This is a genomic window from Porticoccus sp. GXU_MW_L64 (assembly GCF_052983295.1).
Genome location: NZ_JBRKJK010000004.1, coordinates 223,993 through 240,418, shown reverse-complemented (window position 1 = coordinate 240,418; position 16,426 = coordinate 223,993). Strand labels below are relative to the sequence as shown.

Annotated in this window: 12 protein-coding genes; 9 read left to right on the top strand and 3 right to left on the bottom strand. The window is 57.2% G+C overall.

The window, feature by feature from the left end:
- Positions 1–63 precede the first annotated feature (63 nt).
- Positions 64–1,062: a DUF6662 family protein gene (locus ACVBEJ_RS04255; protein ID WP_447128360.1), complete on the bottom strand. Its 999-nt coding sequence runs from the start codon at positions 1,060–1,062 to the stop codon at positions 64–66.
- Positions 1,063–1,161: 99 nt separating this feature from the next.
- Between ACVBEJ_RS04255 and ACVBEJ_RS04250 the strand changes: the two genes are divergently transcribed.
- Positions 1,162–3,336, top strand: coding sequence for a TonB-dependent receptor (locus ACVBEJ_RS04250; protein WP_447128359.1), 2,175 nt, complete (start codon positions 1,162–1,164; stop codon positions 3,334–3,336).
- 152 nt (positions 3,337–3,488) lie between these two features.
- On the opposite strand, the gene ACVBEJ_RS04245 is transcribed toward ACVBEJ_RS04250, so the two are convergent.
- Both ACVBEJ_RS04245 and ACVBEJ_RS04240 read right to left on the bottom strand, forming a co-directional pair.
- Positions 3,489–3,950, bottom strand: a complete 462-nt coding sequence (locus ACVBEJ_RS04245; protein ID WP_447128358.1) for a DUF2059 domain-containing protein — start codon at positions 3,948–3,950, stop codon at positions 3,489–3,491.
- Between the two features lie 69 nt (positions 3,951–4,019).
- Positions 4,020–5,006: an adenosine kinase gene (locus ACVBEJ_RS04240; RefSeq protein ID WP_447128357.1), complete on the bottom strand. Its 987-nt coding sequence runs from the start codon at positions 5,004–5,006 to the stop codon at positions 4,020–4,022.
- 80 nt (positions 5,007–5,086) lie between these two features.
- Here ACVBEJ_RS04240 and mrcB point away from each other — a divergent pair, with 80 nt between their 5' ends.
- The 8 genes from mrcB to ACVBEJ_RS04200 all read left to right on the top strand — a co-directional run bounded on the left by mrcB (position 5,087) and on the right by ACVBEJ_RS04200 (position 16,379).
- On the top strand, positions 5,087–7,414 hold the full coding sequence (gene mrcB / locus ACVBEJ_RS04235; RefSeq protein WP_447128356.1) for a penicillin-binding protein 1B: 2,328 nt from the start codon (positions 5,087–5,089) through the stop codon (positions 7,412–7,414).
- A gap of 128 nt (positions 7,415–7,542) precedes the next feature.
- The gene (locus tag ACVBEJ_RS04230; RefSeq protein ID WP_447128355.1) at positions 7,543–8,037 is read left to right on the top strand and encodes a hypothetical protein; all 495 of its coding nucleotides are present in this window, start codon (positions 7,543–7,545) and stop codon (positions 8,035–8,037) included.
- 60 nt (positions 8,038–8,097) lie between these two features.
- A complete protein-coding gene (locus tag ACVBEJ_RS04225) occupies positions 8,098–10,515 on the top strand; it encodes a DUF1631 family protein (RefSeq protein WP_447128354.1) in 2,418 nt (805 codons plus the stop codon).
- Between the two features lie 26 nt (positions 10,516–10,541).
- Entirely contained in the window at positions 10,542–12,512 is a 1,971-nt protein-coding gene (locus tag ACVBEJ_RS04220; protein ID WP_447128353.1) for a DUF1631 family protein, read from the top strand.
- 20 nt (positions 12,513–12,532) lie between these two features.
- Positions 12,533–12,859, top strand: coding sequence for a PilZ domain-containing protein (locus ACVBEJ_RS04215; protein WP_447128352.1), 327 nt, complete (start codon positions 12,533–12,535; stop codon positions 12,857–12,859).
- A gap of 209 nt (positions 12,860–13,068) precedes the next feature.
- Positions 13,069–15,393 (top strand): DUF1631 family protein, encoded by a 2,325-nt coding sequence (locus tag ACVBEJ_RS04210; protein ID WP_447128351.1) that lies wholly within the window; start codon positions 13,069–13,071, stop codon positions 15,391–15,393.
- A gap of 33 nt (positions 15,394–15,426) precedes the next feature.
- Entirely contained in the window at positions 15,427–15,768 is a 342-nt protein-coding gene (locus ACVBEJ_RS04205; protein WP_447128350.1) for a PilZ domain-containing protein, read from the top strand.
- 59 nt (positions 15,769–15,827) lie between these two features.
- Positions 15,828–16,379, top strand: coding sequence for an ORF6N domain-containing protein (locus tag ACVBEJ_RS04200; RefSeq protein ID WP_447128349.1), 552 nt, complete (start codon positions 15,828–15,830; stop codon positions 16,377–16,379).
- Positions 16,380–16,426: the final 47 nt, after the last annotated feature.

Genomic DNA, 16,426 nt, shown 5'->3' with positions numbered 1-16,426 from the left:
AGAGAGTTGATGGAGATCGCCGCGCTGCGCTCGCGATGACGCTGCGTCAGAGTGAATGTTTCATTAAAACTGACGCGCAAACGTCAGGCCCACATGCACTTTTTCGTGCTCGTCAAAGTTGCGCCCGCCGCGGTTAAAGGACGCAAAAGAGCCGCCGCCTTTAAACTGCCACAGGGCGCCCAGAGTGGCCCACCAGTCTTTTGTGCCGTAGTGAATGCTGGGGCCGACGTAGGAGCCGTATTGGTGGCGGCTGCCGATGCGGAAATCGCCAATATCGAAGTTGGAGCGTTGCAGGTCCGGGTCAAATTCGCCGCCTTCCAGGGGGTTGAGGAAGTCGGATTGCTGACGCCACTCCAGGCCTACATACCATTTAGGGGCAAAGCGGTAGGAAATACCGGCGCTCAGGTCGTAGGCAAATTCTTCTTCCAGCACAGAGTCTTCGGCACCGGCTACGTAGCCGGGATTTTTGCGGCGCTCGAATTCCAGTTTGGTGTTGAACACCACGGCAAGGGTGTCGTCCAGAAAGTTCTTTTGCAGCAATATATTGGCCACATAGGAATTCTGGTTGATGTCGGCACCGTCCAGGCGGTAAACATCGCGGCGCTCAAAGGCCAGGCCCAGGGTCAGGCCCACAGGGTCGGCGTAGGGGCTGAGAATGTTGTACTTGGCGCCAATTTCGTAACCGGCAAACTGGGTGTCGTCAAAACCGGGGCCGGGGTCCACAAGGGCAGTTTCGTCTTCGTTGCACTCGCCGCCCTGGGTTTCAAACATGGGGCCGATGCAGTCCAGCACACGGTAGTTGTGGTCAAAAAACATCAGCTCGGCGCTCAGGGTCAGGCGGTCGGTCAGGCCGTACTCGAATTCCGGGCGAATGTCGTTAAAGGTGTAGCTGCCGGAGTCTTTGCCGCGGCGGGAAATGGTGTTCAGCTTTACCTCGTATTTGCCTTCCGGCAGGGTGTCGGTGCCCTTGGCGTACACCCACAGGCTTTCGTCGGCGGATACGCCGGTTGTACAGAGCAGTGCAGACAGGGTGGCTGCGGTGGCCACTAAGCGTTTGGTCATGGTAAATCCCCTTGATGATTGTGGTTTTATTTGAACGGTGCAGATGATATTGCTATTGATAACTATTATCAATAGCAATATCATCTGCACCGTAAACTTTTGTTTGGCCAGTTTCTTATCCCCACCCCCACCACCTACAATGGCGCCATGAATTTCCGCAGTATTCTTTTTGGTCTTTGCTCACTCCTGGCTCTTGTTTCCTGTGTACAAACTGCCCATGCTTCCAGCGATACCGTGCTGGAAGAAGTGGTGGTTACGGTCACTCGCACCAGTGCGGCCCGTTCCGGCAGGCCCTATTCCATTCAGGTGGTTGATAAAGCCGCCCTGCAACAGCAGTTTGCCCGCAGCCTGCCGGAAGCGTTGCAGCGGGTGCCCGGTGTGGCAGTGCAGAAAACCGCCAATGGTCAGGGCTCGCCGTTTGTTCGCGGTTTTACCGGCTACCGCACGCTGGCGCTGATCGATGGTGTGCGCTACAACAATTCCGTGTATCGGGATGGCCCCAACGAGTATTTTTCGCTGATTGATTTCGCCGGCCTGGAGCGTTTGGAACTGCTCAATGGCCCCGCTTCCAGTGCCTATGGCAGTGATGCCATTGGTGGCGCGCTCAACCTGTTCACCAAAACCGCCGGGGCCTCTCGGGAGCCGCTGGCTGAGAGCTTTATTCGTGGCCGCCAGAGTTACCGTTTTTCCGCGGCGGAAAACAGCCACCTGTCTCGCACGGAGCTGGCTCTGGGGCGCGGTGGCGAATGGGGTTTGTTACTGGGCTACAGCCACAAAAAATTTGGCGATGTGGAGGCGGCGGATATTGGCTCGCTGCCCAACACCGGCTACGACGAATCCGCCTACGATGCCCGTCTGGATATGGAATTGTCGGATGTCTGGACGCTAACCGCCGTGCATCAGGGGTTGCAGCAAGACGATGTATGGCGCACTCACTCGACGATTTTTTCCCGCTCTTTTGCGGGTACCGAAGTGGGTTCCGATTTGCGCCGCCTTAAAGATCAGCGCCGCTATCTCAGCTACCTGCGCCTGTCGGCAACGGATTTGATGCCTGGTGTGGACCGTACCCTGATTACCCTGTCGCAACAGGGCTGGGCAGAAGATGGCGAGCGGGTGCGGAACAGTGGCCGCGCCCTGACGGAGAGCTTCGACTCCCGCATGCGCGGTCTCGAAGTGCAATTCACCAGTGCCACGGAGGTGGCGGAACTGGTGTACGGTGTGGATTTTTATCGGGATCGTGTAGACAGTGCGCGCACGGACTTTAATGCCGATGGCAGTGTGGACCGGGTGCGCATTCAGGGGCCGGTGGGTGACGATTCCCGTTATGACCTGGCAGGTATTTATCTGCAGGCAGAATTGCCTTTGAATCAGCGCACCAGTGTAACTCTGGGCAGTCGTTACTCTTATACCGCTGCGCATGTGGGCCGCTTTGAAGACCCGGCCAGTGGCCAGGCTGCATCATTTGACAACAGCTGGAGTGCCCTGGTGAGTTCGGCCCGTATCAGCTATCAGCTGGGGCTGGATAACCGCTCTGGCTGGCTGCTTTGGGGTGGCCTCAGTCAGTCGTTTCGCGCCCCCAATATCGCCGACCTGAGCCGCTTTGGTGGCAGCCGCAGTAACGAATTTGAAATAGCCGCCACCGGGCTGGATGCGGAAAACTTTCTTACGGCAGAGCTGGGAATCAAAACAGAAAACGACCGTTACAGCCTGTCTGCCAGCCTGTATCACACGGATATTTCCGATTTTGTGGCCAGCACTCCCACCGGGCGCATCGTCGATGGACTGGTGGAAGTGAGCAAGCAAAACAGCGCTGGCGGTTTTGTTCGCGGTGTGGAAATCAGCACTCGCTGGCACCTGACCGGCGGATTTTCCCTGGATGGCAATATTACCTGGCTGCAAGGGGAGCTGGATGCTGCGCCCACCCTGGGGGCGGCAACTGTCCGGGAGCCACTGAGCCGCATTACACCGCTGACTACCAACCTGGGACTGCGCTGGGACAGCGAAGGCGGGCGCTACTGGGCATCCGCCAACGCCACCATCGCCAGCCGCGCCGACCGCTTGAGCAACGGCGACCGGGGTGACTTGCAGCGCATCCCTCCCGGCGGTACGCCGGGTTACAGGCTAATCAACCTGCAGGCGGGTATGGCGCTGAACGACGCTATTAACGCCACTCTGGGAGTCGGAAATTTGCTCGACGAGGCCTACCGCAGCCACGGCTCGGGCAGCAACGAACCGGGGCGGGGGATTCGGTTGGTAATGGAGTTGGTCTTTTGAGCAGTCTGTCATTCTGAGCGCAGCGAAGAATCTCTGATTTTTAGATCCTTCGCTGCGCTCAGGATGACAGGCCCGACTGAATAAACTCAGTGTGACAGGTCTGACGGAATAAACTCAGTGTGACAGCCTGACGGAACAAACAGCAAGCGGGCCTACTGGTCGGCCTGTTGCTTTGCCACTTCTTCAGCAATCATTTGCTGTAGCTCTTGCATATGAAATTGCACTTTTTGCATACCGAGTTGGCCGCCCTGGATCATAAGTTGAGGCATCAACTTGGCCGCTTTTTGACCGGTTGGTGAGTTGTTGAACGCAATCATGTCTTCCATTTCGGCAACGCTAAAGGCTTCTGCGTAAATGGCAACCAAATCCGGCTTTAACGATTCGTAACTCATGTACTTCCGAAAAAACTCCTGCATCACACCGCGAAACGGTGCCATTGCAGGTTGCTGTTGAAGTTGCATGTCGAGGGTTTGCGAAATGGATGTTTCCAGCAGCTCCTGCATATCCATGGAATTCATCAGTCGCTCGGCGGCTTCGTAACGTGCTTGCTCGGAGGCAAAGGACAGTTGCGCAGAAAACAGCAGTGCGGCGAGTACAAACAGAGATTTTTTCATGGTCAATCCTTGATCGTTCAGGTTAAGGGAAACGTAGACTACTACACTGGCAAGTCTGCGGCTACAGTGTTAAGCCAACAACTCCCGATGCTGCTCCGCCCGCAATCTGGGCCCGTACTGGCTGACCACCTGCGCCGCTGCGCGACAGGCAAAGCGGCCGGATGTGGGGTAGTCCCAGCCCTGACTCAGGCCGTACAAAAACGCCCCGGCAAACATATCGCCCGCGCCGTTGGTGTCAATGGCGTTGGCCGCCACGCCCTCCACTTTGTGCAGCGCCGCGCCGTCATAAACCAGTGCGCCGTCGGCGCCGAGGGTAATGGCAAAACAATCGGCAGTGACTTTTATCCGTTCGCAAGCGTCTTCAATGGCGTCTGCGCCGGTCCAGCCCAGGGCCTCGTCGCGGTTGGCAAACAGCAGGTTGACGCGCTCGCCAATCATTTCCTGCAAGCCGTCTTTAAAGAACTGCACCATGGCCGGGTCTGACAGGCTGATGGCGGTTTTTACCCCGGCTTGTTGAGCAATTTCACGGGCGGCTACCGCTGCCGGACGGCCCGTTGCGGAGGTCACCAGGTAGCCTTCCATATACAGGTATTCGGAATTGGCGATGGCTTCAGCATCCAGGTTGTCGGTGTCGATAGTTTCACTGATACCCAGGAAGGTGTTCATGCTGCGCTCTGCATCCGGGGTGATCAGCACCAGGCATTTGCCGGTGGTGCCCGCAGGCAACGAGCCGTTGCGGTGGTGGGTAACTCCCGCATCGCTCAGGTCGCGCAGGTAGAAGTGGCCGTTGTCGTCGTCCGCCACCTTGCAGGCGTAGCAGGTGCTGGCACCAAAATAGCTGGCGGCGATGATGGTGTTGGCGGCGGAACCGCCGCTGGCTCGTTTGGAGGTAACCAGGTGATCGCTGAGGTGGTCGATCAGCTCCTGCTGGCGGGCCTCGTCCACCAGTGTCATCAGGCCTTTTTCAACCCCCAGTGCTGACAGGTCGCTGTCTGTGACTTCCACTTCGGTATCCACCAGGGCGGCGCCCAGGCCGTAAACGTGATATTTCGCCATATCTCCACAATTCTCTGTGTTCGTTTTATAGAAGGACCGCTATTATCCGTGCTGGAACAATGACTGCAAGCGACCCTCCTTTGGCCAAGCGAAAAAACACCATCAAACGCAAAAAATCCCGCGCTAAAAACACTCGCCGTAAACGGGGTTTTTGGGGTGCTTGCTGGCGCCTGGCGTGGAAGGGGCTGCTGTGGTTTGTGGTGTTGATGATTCCGGTGACAGTGGTGCTGGATTTTATGGTGCGCGCCAAGTTTGAGGGCAGCAAGTGGGCGCTGCCCGCCCACGTTTACAGTCGCGCACTGGATATTTACGAAGGCTTGCGGCTGGACGCCACCGAACTGGTTTGGGAGCTGGACAAGCTGGGCTATCGTGCCAGCGCCGCCCTCGATACACCGGGCCAGTATCGCCGCCGTGGTAGTCGGGTGGAATTTTACAGTCGCGGTTTCCGATTCTGGGACAGCGACGAACCCGCCCGGCGCTTGCAGGTGAGTTTTGACCGCGATCAGGTGTCCGGCTTGCGCGCCGGCGGTACATCGGTAGCGGTAGCGCGGTTGGAGCCTCTGCGCATTGGCGGTATTTTCCCGGAGCATCTGGAAGACCGTGAGCTGGTGCGTTTGGAAGCCTTGCCGCCGTATCTGATTGACGGCCTGCTGGCGGTGGAAGATCAGCATTTCGACGAGCACAGTGGTGTCTCCCTGCGAGGTATCGGCCGCGCTGTGCTGGCCAACCTGCGGGCGCGGGAGCTGGCCCAGGGCGGCAGCACCATCACCCAGCAGCTGGTGAAGAATTTTTACCTCACCAACGACCGCAAACTGTGGCGCAAGCTGGTGGAAATCCCCATGGCGCTGCTGCTGGAACTGCACTACGACAAGGCGGAAATCCTTGAGGCTTATATAAATGAAGTCTATCTGGGGCAGGCGGGCAAGCGCGCCATTCACGGTTTTGGCCTGGCCAGCCGCCACTATTTCCGTCAGCCGGTGGGCGAGCTGGAGGTGCATCAGGTGGCGCTGATGATCGCCTTGGTGAAAGGGGCGTCTTACTACGACCCCTGGCGCCGCCCGCAGCGTGCCCTCAAACGCCGCAATCTGGTGATCGATGTGATGGCCAGCCATCAGTTGATCGACAAAGCCAGCGCCCAACGCGCCAAAGCCAAAGGACTCGGAGTGTTGGCCAAACGGGGTACCGCCTTTAACGACTATCCCGCGTACCTGGACCTGGTTAAGCGCCAGCTGCGCCGGGATTACAGTGGCGATGACTTGCGCCGCGAAGGTTTGCGCATCTTTACCAACTTTGATCCCCAGGCCCAGCGCCAGTTGGAAAAAAGCATAACTAACCGCCTCGATAATCTGGAGCAGGGCTATCGGGTGGCCAAAGGCCAGTTGCAGGCGGGCGCAGTGGTGGCGCGGGTGGGCTCTGGTGAAGTGCTGGCAGTGGCCGGTAGCCGTCAGCCCCGCTACGCGGGCTTTAACCGCGCTCTGGATGCCCAGCGGCCAGTGGGTTCTACCATCAAACCGGCGGTGTATCTGACGGCGCTGCAGCAGGGTTACAGCCTGGCCACATTGATTCCCGACCGGGAATTTGAGATCACTACCGATGATGGCGCCTTGTGGCGGCCTCGCAACTTTAGCCGCGACAGCCACGGCGATGTGCCGCTTTATCAGGCTTTGGGACATTCTTACAACCTGGCCACCGCACAACTGGGCTTGGAACTGGGGGTGCCAGCGGTGGCCAGCACGGTGGAGCGGCTCGGTCTGGAGCGGTCTGTGCCCCAGGTGCCGGCCATGTTGTTGGGGGCCAGCGCCATGTCGCCCATGGAGGTGGCGGGCATTTATCACACCATCGCCGCCGATGGCTTTTACACGCCGCTGCGGGCCATCAATGCCATTTACAGTGCCGATAACCAACCACTGCGGCGCTATCCCTATCAGGTGGAGCAGCGCTTTTCAGCAGAAGATGTGCACTTGCTGCAATACGCCATGCAGGTAGTGGTGCGCGAAGGCACCGGGCGCGGTCTGTATCGCCAATTGCCATCGCAGTTGGCGGTGGCGGGCAAAACCGGCACCTCCAATGGCCAGCGGGACAGCTGGTTTGCCGGCTTCAGCGGCAATTATTTGAGTGTGGTGTGGCTGGGGCGTGATGATAACGGCACAATGCCCCTCACTGGCGCCAGCGGCGCACTGCGGGTGTGGGGGGATATTATGAAGGGTATGGACAATCGCTCGCTGGATTTCCAGAAACCCCGGCAAGTGAGCTACCTGTGGGTAGACCCCCAGGGGCGACTCAGTGGCGAACGCTGTCGCGACGCCCGTTACCTGCCATTTGCCGAGGGCACAGAGCCCCGACAAAAAGGCCCCTGTTACGACAGTGGCCGCTCGGTAGCGGATTGGTTCAGGCGGTTGTTTGATTAATTGATTGCATTCGTCATCCTGAGCGCAGCGAAGGATCTCTCTACAGAAGGATATCTCAACTGGTTGTGGACATTGAGGTCCTTCGCTGCGCCCAGGATGACGGGTGCTCCCAAAGGCGAGTTATGTTTGTGATAAAAATACGATTATTTATTTGTTTGTTGTTGCCAGTGCTGCTGTTGAACGCCTGCGTGAACCCCTACCGCCCTCCGGCACCGGTCAGCAGTGTGCCGGCGCCGTCCAATGGCCCCTGGGATTCCCGGCCACAACCCCGATCCCAGCCGGACCATGAGGAGCCACAGGCGGCACCGCCAGCAGTGGTTATTGCCCCCGGCGAGCGCCGTGTCAGCAGTGTCAGTACGGCGGTGGATAACCTGCTCGACGAGGGTTGGCAACTGTACGGTCAGCAGCGCTATGATGCCTCTATCAGTGTCGCTGAGCGGGGCTTGCGCATCGACCGTCAGCGGGTGGAGTTATACCAGTTGCTTTCCCGCAACTATCTGGCCACACTGCAATTGCAGCAGGCGGAACAGCTGGCTCGTCAGGGGTTGTCTATCCCCTCTGCCAGCCGTGTACAGCGCGCTGCCCTGGAAGATTTGCTGCGCGAGATCAAGGCAATAAAATAAACTATAATTCAGGGCTTGTTACAGGCCGTAAGCCAAATAATCAGGGAAGGGGAGACTCTGGTGTCACCGAATGCATTACAACTCAAGCGCAGGGGGCTAAAAGCCGCACAGGATGCGGTGCTGGATTATTCCCGTGAGAAACTGCCGGAATTTTTTTCCGGCTTGATGGACGAACTCATTGATCTTACGGAACAGGGGGCCTTTGTCGGCTCCAAACATGAGTACTTCTACGCCGGTTCCAAAATCAAGGATTCCGCCGACGCCATTACCGTCAATTTTGTCGAGCACTTCAAAACCACCTTTAAAAAGTTTGCCGCTCGCTCCCTGGAAGACGCCGATGCCCTTCTGGACAAAGATCAGGAATCCTCCCTCGCGCTGATTGAGGAGGCAGACCTGGAAGAACGGGTCACCCTCACCACCATCAAGCAGCGCGCCGAAGGGCGCTTTCGCGATGCTCTGTGGGCGCTCAATCAGCGGGTGTCGATACTCAATGACGGCATTCCGGTGGATGAGAAGCTCAACCCCCTGGCGCCGGGGCGTTTTTGCCTGGCGATTCGCGACAGCCTGCGCCAGATCGATATTTCCACCGACACCCGCATCGAGGTGTACCGGGTGTTTGACCGCCGTGTGATGGATTGTCTGGGGCATATTTATCAGCAGGCCAACGACCAGTTGGCGCAACTCCATGTGTTGCCCAACCTGCGTCATTCCGTGGTGAAGGCGCCGGATCGGGGCTTCTCGGCAGCAGGTGGTGGTGCTGTACCGGGTGTGGAAGCAGAGCCGCCCGGCGAGTCTGCAGATGGTTGGCTTGCCGGTGCCGTGCAACACCAAATGGCACCCTACCCCGGTGTCGCCCCTCAGCCCACTTACCAGGGGCAATTGTTCGCCAATATTTCGGCATTGCAGGATCGTGTGCAATGGGTGGCTGACCCCAGTGGTCAGGCATCTATGGTTCCGCAGGTTACTTTTGGCGGCAGTGCGGGGCCGGGAGCAGGTGGCGTTGGCGGTGGCACTATCGGCCTCAGCGGTTTCCCGGTGATGAACTACTCCGGGTCCGATTTTGGTCAGGCATTGGACAGCTTGCAACAAAGAGACCTGCAAGTGGCCCAGCAGGGCTTTAGCAATGCCAGTGGCGAACTGACGCCACGGGCGGTTACTCCGGTTGCCGGCAGTATTGTCAAACAACTCAAAGAGCTGCTGGGTCACGACAAACATGAAGACACCGACATCAAGGTGGCGGACCAGAAAACCATCGACCTGGTGGGCATGGTATTCCGCTACATGCTCAACGACGAATTGGTGCCACACGAAATAAAAACCCTGCTCAGCTATCTGCACATGCCCTTCCTGAAAGTGGCCTGTGCCGACCGCGAGCTGTTTGCCCGGTCTGAACACCCGGCGCGGCAACTGCTTAACCGGCTGGCAGAGGCGGGTACCCGCTGGACCGGCGAAGGCAAGAAAGACCGTCACAATGTGTACGGCCATATCAAGGAAATTGTCGAGCGCTTGCTGGGCTACACCGGCGAGGATGTGCAGCCGTTTGAAAACGAATTGATCGCTTTTAACCAGTTCCTCAAGCGTATGGAAGCGAAAGCGGAGTTGATGGAAAAACGAGTGGCGGAGCAGGCCCAGGGCGAGGCCCGCCTGCAAAAAGCCAAGGATCAGGTACGCGTCAAGGTCAAAAAAATGATCGACAAGCGCGACCTGCCGTCGCCGCTGTTGGTTTTCCTGCTGCAACCCTGGACCGATTACCTGGTGTTCCTGCTGGTGCGCAACGGCGCTGATTCCCCAGAACTGAAACTGGGCGCGAAAGTCATTCGCGACCTGTTTAAAGGGCTGGAAACCGAAGGGGACGAACGCAAGATCAAACGCTGGAAAAGCGGTTATTCAAGGCTTAAAGAGCGCATCGAACAGGGTTTTGATGCCATCGGCTATGACGAAAAAAGTCGCAAGGAATTGATTGCAGAAATGGAACAGGTTTTTGATAAATCCCTGCAGAAAAAACGCGTGCGCCCGGCCACCAAAAAAGAGAAAAAGCGCCTGGTGGAGGAATACGAGGAAGATATGTTCAACCTCTTCCAGCAGCAGAGCCAGCTGTCTGACAACGAAAAGCAATACCTTGACCAGTTGGAGAATGTGTCCATCGGTACCTGGTTTGAAGGTGCCGACGGCAAGCGGGAAAAAGTATCCTGGTTTAATCTGGATACCATGCAATTCCTGTTTGTGGATCACCGTGGCCATCGCACCGGGTTGCGTTCCGGGGTGGAACTGGCCCAGATGTTGGCGGCGGGTGAAATGAACGTGATAGAAATGGACCATCGCCCGCTGATCGACCGCTCCCTGGAGCAGATATACGCCGACCTGTGCGGAGCTCAGGACGAGCTGAAAAGCGCCGAAGACGAGGAATCCGAGCTTGAAGAGCTCAACGCTGAAGGTCCGGACGGGGAAGACAGCAATTCTCAAGAAAAGGCCAGCTGACGCTGATACAAACTGATTAAACCCATATGGCTAAATCACCTGACGAGCAAGCGAAGCCAGCAAATGCCGTAGCGGAAAACGGCATGGCGGTGCTGCGCCTGCTCGCCAGCCAGCGGCCCCGGGAGCTGTTTACCGGTTTTCAAAAACAGCTGCTCAGCCAGATATCTCAGGCACTGGGGCAAACGGAACCGCGCCGCCGTGCCATTCTGGAAAAGGTTTATCGGGCGCTCAGCACCATGCCTAATCAACTGTTGCAAGACATCTATCACTACCTGCACAGCGCTCTGGATCAGTTTGCCAATCATTGCCTGGTGAGCAGTGATGCGGCCTTGCGTGCCAATGCTGATCCTGACAATACAAGCCTGAGCCTGGTAAGCCCGGAGCTGCTGGAAGAACAGGCATTGATCACCAGCCTGCGGCAGCGTGCCGACAGCCGTTACCAGGGGTTGTTGTGGCCGCTGAGCAGACAGATGGCGCAGGTTTCCGGTGGCAGTGCGAACCTGGACGGCAACCCCCTGGCACCTGTGCGCTTCTGCCTGGCACTGCGCCATGGCCTCGATAAAGCCGGTGTTGAACTGCCGGTGAAAAAAATCATCTATCGCCTGTTTGATGACGCGGTGCTGGCGCAACTGGAACCGTTTTACCAGCAATTGAGCGATGGCCTTAAAGTGGTGGGCATTGTTCCGGAACAGCACTTTGATGTGGTCAAAGCGCCACTTCATCAGCCGCAACCTCTGCCAACATCCTCGCCGCCACTCAGCGCCCCCCAAGCGGTTGCCTCCCCTCCGCCTGCCGTGGATCACAGCGGCGACAATCTGTTGCACCAGCTCACCGCCCTGCTGGGCAATGGCCAGGTGGTACTGCACGAAAGCCACCGCCACACCATAGAGGTGGTGGATGGCGTAATGGCGGAATTCTCTCGCAACAGCCGCCTCAGCGCCGAGGTGAAGGCGCTGTTCAGCCTGTTGCATATGCCGCTGCTGAAAGTCGCCCTGGCGGATCCGCAGCAGTTCCAGCAAATGCACCACCCGGCGCGACAATTACTGGTGGATATGGTGGAGGCCGCTACCGACTGGTTACAGGGTGAGCAGCGGGAATTGGCGGTGTTTCACCACATTCGCGGCGCTGTTGAACGCCTGCTGCGCAATACCAGTGTGGACAACAACGCCTTTGCCGAAGAACGGGATAATTTCCGCCAGCAGGTTAGCGCGTTGCATCGCAGAAAACGCCAGCAGGCCCGGCGCCAGGCCAGTGCTCAATCCAGTGCCCGCTCCAGAGGCGAATCCGTTGCAACGGCGTTGCGCCGTCGCATAGGCAAGCAGGCGTTGCCAGAGGCCATCAGCGAACTGCTCTACGGCCACTGGACCGACTACCTGAAATCCCTGGCCATTGAGTTGGGCAGGGAGTGCCACCAAAACAGTCGCTGGCAAGACGCTCTCAGCGTAGTGGATGACTTGCTTTGGGGGCTGCAGATCAACCCGGACAATCGCAGTGAAAGCCAGCGTTGGCGCCAGAACTACCTGTGGCTGGAAGCGGTGCTGGCCAGCGGCCTGGACCACTTGAGTCTGGACAGTGGTCAGTGTCAACGGCTGTTGTCAGCGGTGCGTGGTGAATACAGTGGTTTGCTGGAAAGCCGCCGCGCCCCCACGAAAGCCAGCGCCGACGTCACGCCTTTGTCTGAGCCGCAGGAGAAACAACGGGCCGCTGTGACCATAAACACTCAGCAGTGGCTCGAGAAGCTGCCGGAAATAGAGCTCCACAGCTGGCTGAACTTTGCCAGCGGCCGCCGCGAGCAACTGGTGTGGCGCAACCTGCGCACCCTGCAGTTTGAATTCCGCGACCCGCAAAGCGGTAAAAGCAGCATTCGCACCGGCGATGATCTGGCGCGCTTGCTGGCAGAACAAACTGCTACTCTTGAACAAGTGGCAGACGACACCAACGATCAACAAAACAGCTCTGATCCCGTTGTTCGCGGGATTAACTACATTGCCAAGTAACGGCCAGAACGGTAACTGACATGAGTGAGCAAAACGATCAGCGCCGCATCCATCGCCACGAAATCAGTGGTCAGGTGGAAGCGTACTTGCAGGGAAACAACACCAAAGTTGGCAAACTGCTGAATGTGCACCGGGAAGGCCTGCTTTTGGAATGCCCCCAGGCATTGATTCCGGAGCAGACTTACAACCTGCGTTTGACCATGACCGGCGAGGTCAATATGCCGTGGATTGACCTGCAGGCCAAATGCCTGTGGATGTCGCAACAGGATAACGGCTTTCGCTGTGGCTGCCTGATAATGGATATTGAGCGGGAAGCGCTCGCGGTGCTCCGGCAACTGGATTTGTGAGTCGGTCGAGGGTTGTTAGTGGTACAGTGGGTTAGGCTGGATGCCGCCAAGCGTCATCGCGAGCGCAGCGCGGCGATCCAGAGTCTTTGCCTTGAAGCCACTGGGTTGTCGCGTCGCTACGCTTCCTCGCAATGACAGTAATGGAAAGTTCTTTAAGTATGGATAAACACTAATATTCATAGAGCCGTAAGGCCGGAATAACCAAAAACATGCAAGCACAACAGATAACAGGCAAAGGGGTGGATGCAGCGCTGGGGGTAGTACGCCAGCATTCCATTGAATTGCTGGACAAATATTTCGAGAAACTGCTCAACGAACTGATTGAGTGCTCCCAAAGCAGCACTTTTGTGGGCAGCCAGCACGAATATTTCTACGCCCGCGCCAAAATCAGCCAGTCGCGCAAAGAAATCGCCAGGCGTTTTGTGGACTATCTGGAAACCACCTTCCAGCAATTTGCCAATCGCTCCCTGGTCAATGCAGACGAGCTGCTGGGTGCGGGCAACCCCAGCCTGTCACTGGTGGAAGAAGACGCGCTGGAAGAACGGGTGATTCTCACCACCATTCGCCAGCGGGCGGAATCCCGTTACAGCGACGTCATGTGGTCGCTCAATCGGCGCTTTTCCGTGCTTAATGGTGGTCGCGAAGTCACCGACCAGACCAATCCGGTCGCCCCCTGCCGCTTCTGCTTTGCCCTCAAGCAAGGGTTGCAGAGTATCGATGTGTCCGCCGCCGCCAGAGCGGAAATCTACCGCATGTTCGAGCGGGTATTTGTGGACCATGTGGGCCGTATCTACAGCGAGGTCAATAACGCACTCACCGAACTGGGGGTGTTGCCCAACTTGCGTCACGAAGTGGTCAAAGGCCGCGATGGGGGTGCGTCCATGGGTGCCGGTGGCGCTGCTCGGGCTTCTCATGTGCCGCCAAATATGTCTCCCAATATGCCGCCACAGGCAGACCCAAACATGCCGCCCCCAAACATGTCAGCCCAGGCGATACCGGCACAGCCCGCAGCGGGTGCCTCTGCCGGTTGGTTGGGTGGTGGTGGCCACGCCAACCTCAATTACCACCAGCAGGTGTATCAGGATATATCTTCTTTACAGGATCAGCTGGCGGGTGCCCCTGCCGGTGCACCCACTGGGGGTGCTGCTGCCGCGCCAGGGGTTGCGGTTGGTGGCGTCAACTACAGCGTCAGCGATCTCACCGCCGCCATTAACCAGATTCAAATGGCGGACTGGGAAACCGCTCAACAGATACCCAACAAACCGGTGGGGGGCGAAAACCTGCAGCCACGCCTGATCGCCCAGGTAACCGAGCTGCTGCTGCACCACCTCACCAAATTGCTGGGCAGCGAACAGGAACCGGCGTTCAAGGTGCCGGACCGCAAAACCATCGACCTGGTGGGTATGATCTTTGAGTACATGCTCAACGACGACCAGCTGCCGGACTCGGTGAAAGCCCTGCTCAGCTACCTGCACACCCCGTTCCTGAAACTGGCTTTTGCCGACAGTGACTTCTTTGAGCAGAACGAACACCCGGCGCGGCAACTGCTCAACCGCCTGGCGGAAGCGGGCACCCGCTGGGTAAACCGGGATGGCACCAGCGAGTACGGCGTATACGGGCGTATTCGCGAAGCGGTGGAGCGCTTGCTCAAAGACGTGAGCGAAGACACCCGCCCGTTCACCGAAGAACTGCTCTCGTTCAACACCTTTATCAAGCGGGTGGAGCTGAAAATTACCACGCGCGAAAAACGCGCCACCGAACAGGCCAAAGGTGAAGACCGTATGCAGGAGGTCAAAGACCAGGTGCACGACACAGTGCAACAGGCCATTGGCAAGCGCGACTTGCCCAGTGCGGTATTGATGTTCCTGTTACAACCCTGGTCCGATTACATGGCTTTTGTGTTGCTGCGTTTTGGCGACGAATCGGAACAGTGGCAAGAGGCCCAGGATGTTATCGATGATCTGCTCTGGGGCCTGGCACTGGGTGAAGACGAACAACAGAAAAGCAAATGGAAAGAGCACTACCCGCAACTGGAAGCGAACATCGCCAAAGGTTTTGACTGCATTGGCTACGACGAGGGCCGGCGCCGCAAAATGACCTCTGCCATGGACTACGTATACGAACTTTATCTGCAAGGCCTGGCGGCGCGCCCGGCGCCGGCAGAGGTGCGCAAAAAACTCACCGACAGCAGCGAACGGGGCAAAACTCCGGAACAGCAAACTGCCAACCTCAACGACTCCGAGCGTCAACACCTGAATGTGCTGGAAAAAATATCCTTCGGCACCTGGTTCGACATGGGCGACGGCAAACGGGAAAAAGTGGTGTGGTACAACCTGCGCACCATGCAGTTTTTGTTCGTTAACCAGAGCGGCCACCGCACCGGCATGCGCACCGGCGAAGAACTGGCCCGGCTGATGGAAGTGGGCACCATTCGCATTGTCGACAGTGAAGAAGACAAACCACTGGTGGATCGCACCCTGGAACAGATTCGCGCCGATCTCAGCGCCAGCGCTCAACAGGCCAGCGCCGGCTGATACCAAACACCAACAGATAAGTAAGACACAAATATGAAAACCGACGACAACCAAAACCAAGAACGCCGCCGCCTGGAACGCCACGAAGTCACCAGCCAGGTGGACGCGGTGGACCGCATCACCGGCCAGTCCGTTGGCCGCCTGGTAGACATTCACAGCGAAGGCCTGATGCTGATTACCGGCGACCAGGTAGAAGTGGGCAATATCTACCAGCTCAGCCTGAAACGAGGTAGTGACATTTGGCTGCAAGTGGGCGTCGACTGCCTGTGGAAAAACCCCGCCAATGGCGAAGGCCGCTATTGGGCGGGCTTTCGGGTCATTGATGCCACGGATGAAGCGCTGGAGGAATTGGGGAATTTGGGTATGGATGTTTAGTGCTGCTCACTACATCATAGAGAGCGAAATTCTTACTGTTACGAAAAGGGATGGAACCCATGGGCAAATCAAAAAATCATCAGGTTATTCAGACAATTGATATTGAGCGTCATATCCTTTTTATCCGGGATGAAAAAGTGATGCTTGATGCCGATTTAGCTGCTCTATATCAAGTAGAAACTAAGGTGCTTGTTCAGGCCATGAAACGCAACCTTGATCGCTTTCCAGAAGACTTTATGTTCCAGCTTAGTAAAGCGGAATTTGATTACTTGAGGTCACAAAATGTGACCTCAAGTTGGGGCGGTCGCCGTTACCCACCCTACGCATTTACTGAGCAAGGAGTGGCCATGTTATCCAGTGTATTGCGCAGCTCCAGAGCAGTTCGGGTTAATGTGGAAATTGTGCGTGCATTTGTCCGTCTGCGGAAACTGCTAGAAAGCAATGAAGAGTTGGATAAGCGTTTGTCAAATTTAGAGAAAAAGTATGATCAACAATTCAAGGTGGTGTTTGACACTATTCGAGAATTAATGGCGCCTACGCCAACCAGCAGCAGACCTATTGGTTTTATTTGGACTGAGTCGGACAATCAAAAGAAAAGCAAAGGAAGTTAAACTACATGAATGCTGGACAAAAAGCCTTCCCCGGCGGTTCAAAAACT

Coding starts and splice junctions, on each gene's coding strand:
- ACVBEJ_RS04255 (WP_447128360.1), bottom strand. CDS start 1,062: ATGACCAAACGCTTAGTGGCCACCGCAGCCACCCTGTCTGCACTGCTC.
- ACVBEJ_RS04215 (WP_447128352.1), top strand. CDS start 12,533: ATGAGTGAGCAAAACGATCAGCGCCGCATCCATCGCCACGAAATCAGT.
- ACVBEJ_RS04200 (WP_447128349.1), top strand. CDS start 15,828: ATGGGCAAATCAAAAAATCATCAGGTTATTCAGACAATTGATATTGAG.
- ACVBEJ_RS04240 (WP_447128357.1), bottom strand. CDS start 5,006: ATGGCGAAATATCACGTTTACGGCCTGGGCGCCGCCCTGGTGGATACC.
- ACVBEJ_RS04220 (WP_447128353.1), top strand. CDS start 10,542: ATGGCTAAATCACCTGACGAGCAAGCGAAGCCAGCAAATGCCGTAGCG.
- ACVBEJ_RS04210 (WP_447128351.1), top strand. CDS start 13,069: ATGCAAGCACAACAGATAACAGGCAAAGGGGTGGATGCAGCGCTGGGG.
- ACVBEJ_RS04245 (WP_447128358.1), bottom strand. CDS start 3,950: ATGAAAAAATCTCTGTTTGTACTCGCCGCACTGCTGTTTTCTGCGCAA.
- ACVBEJ_RS04205 (WP_447128350.1), top strand. CDS start 15,427: ATGAAAACCGACGACAACCAAAACCAAGAACGCCGCCGCCTGGAACGC.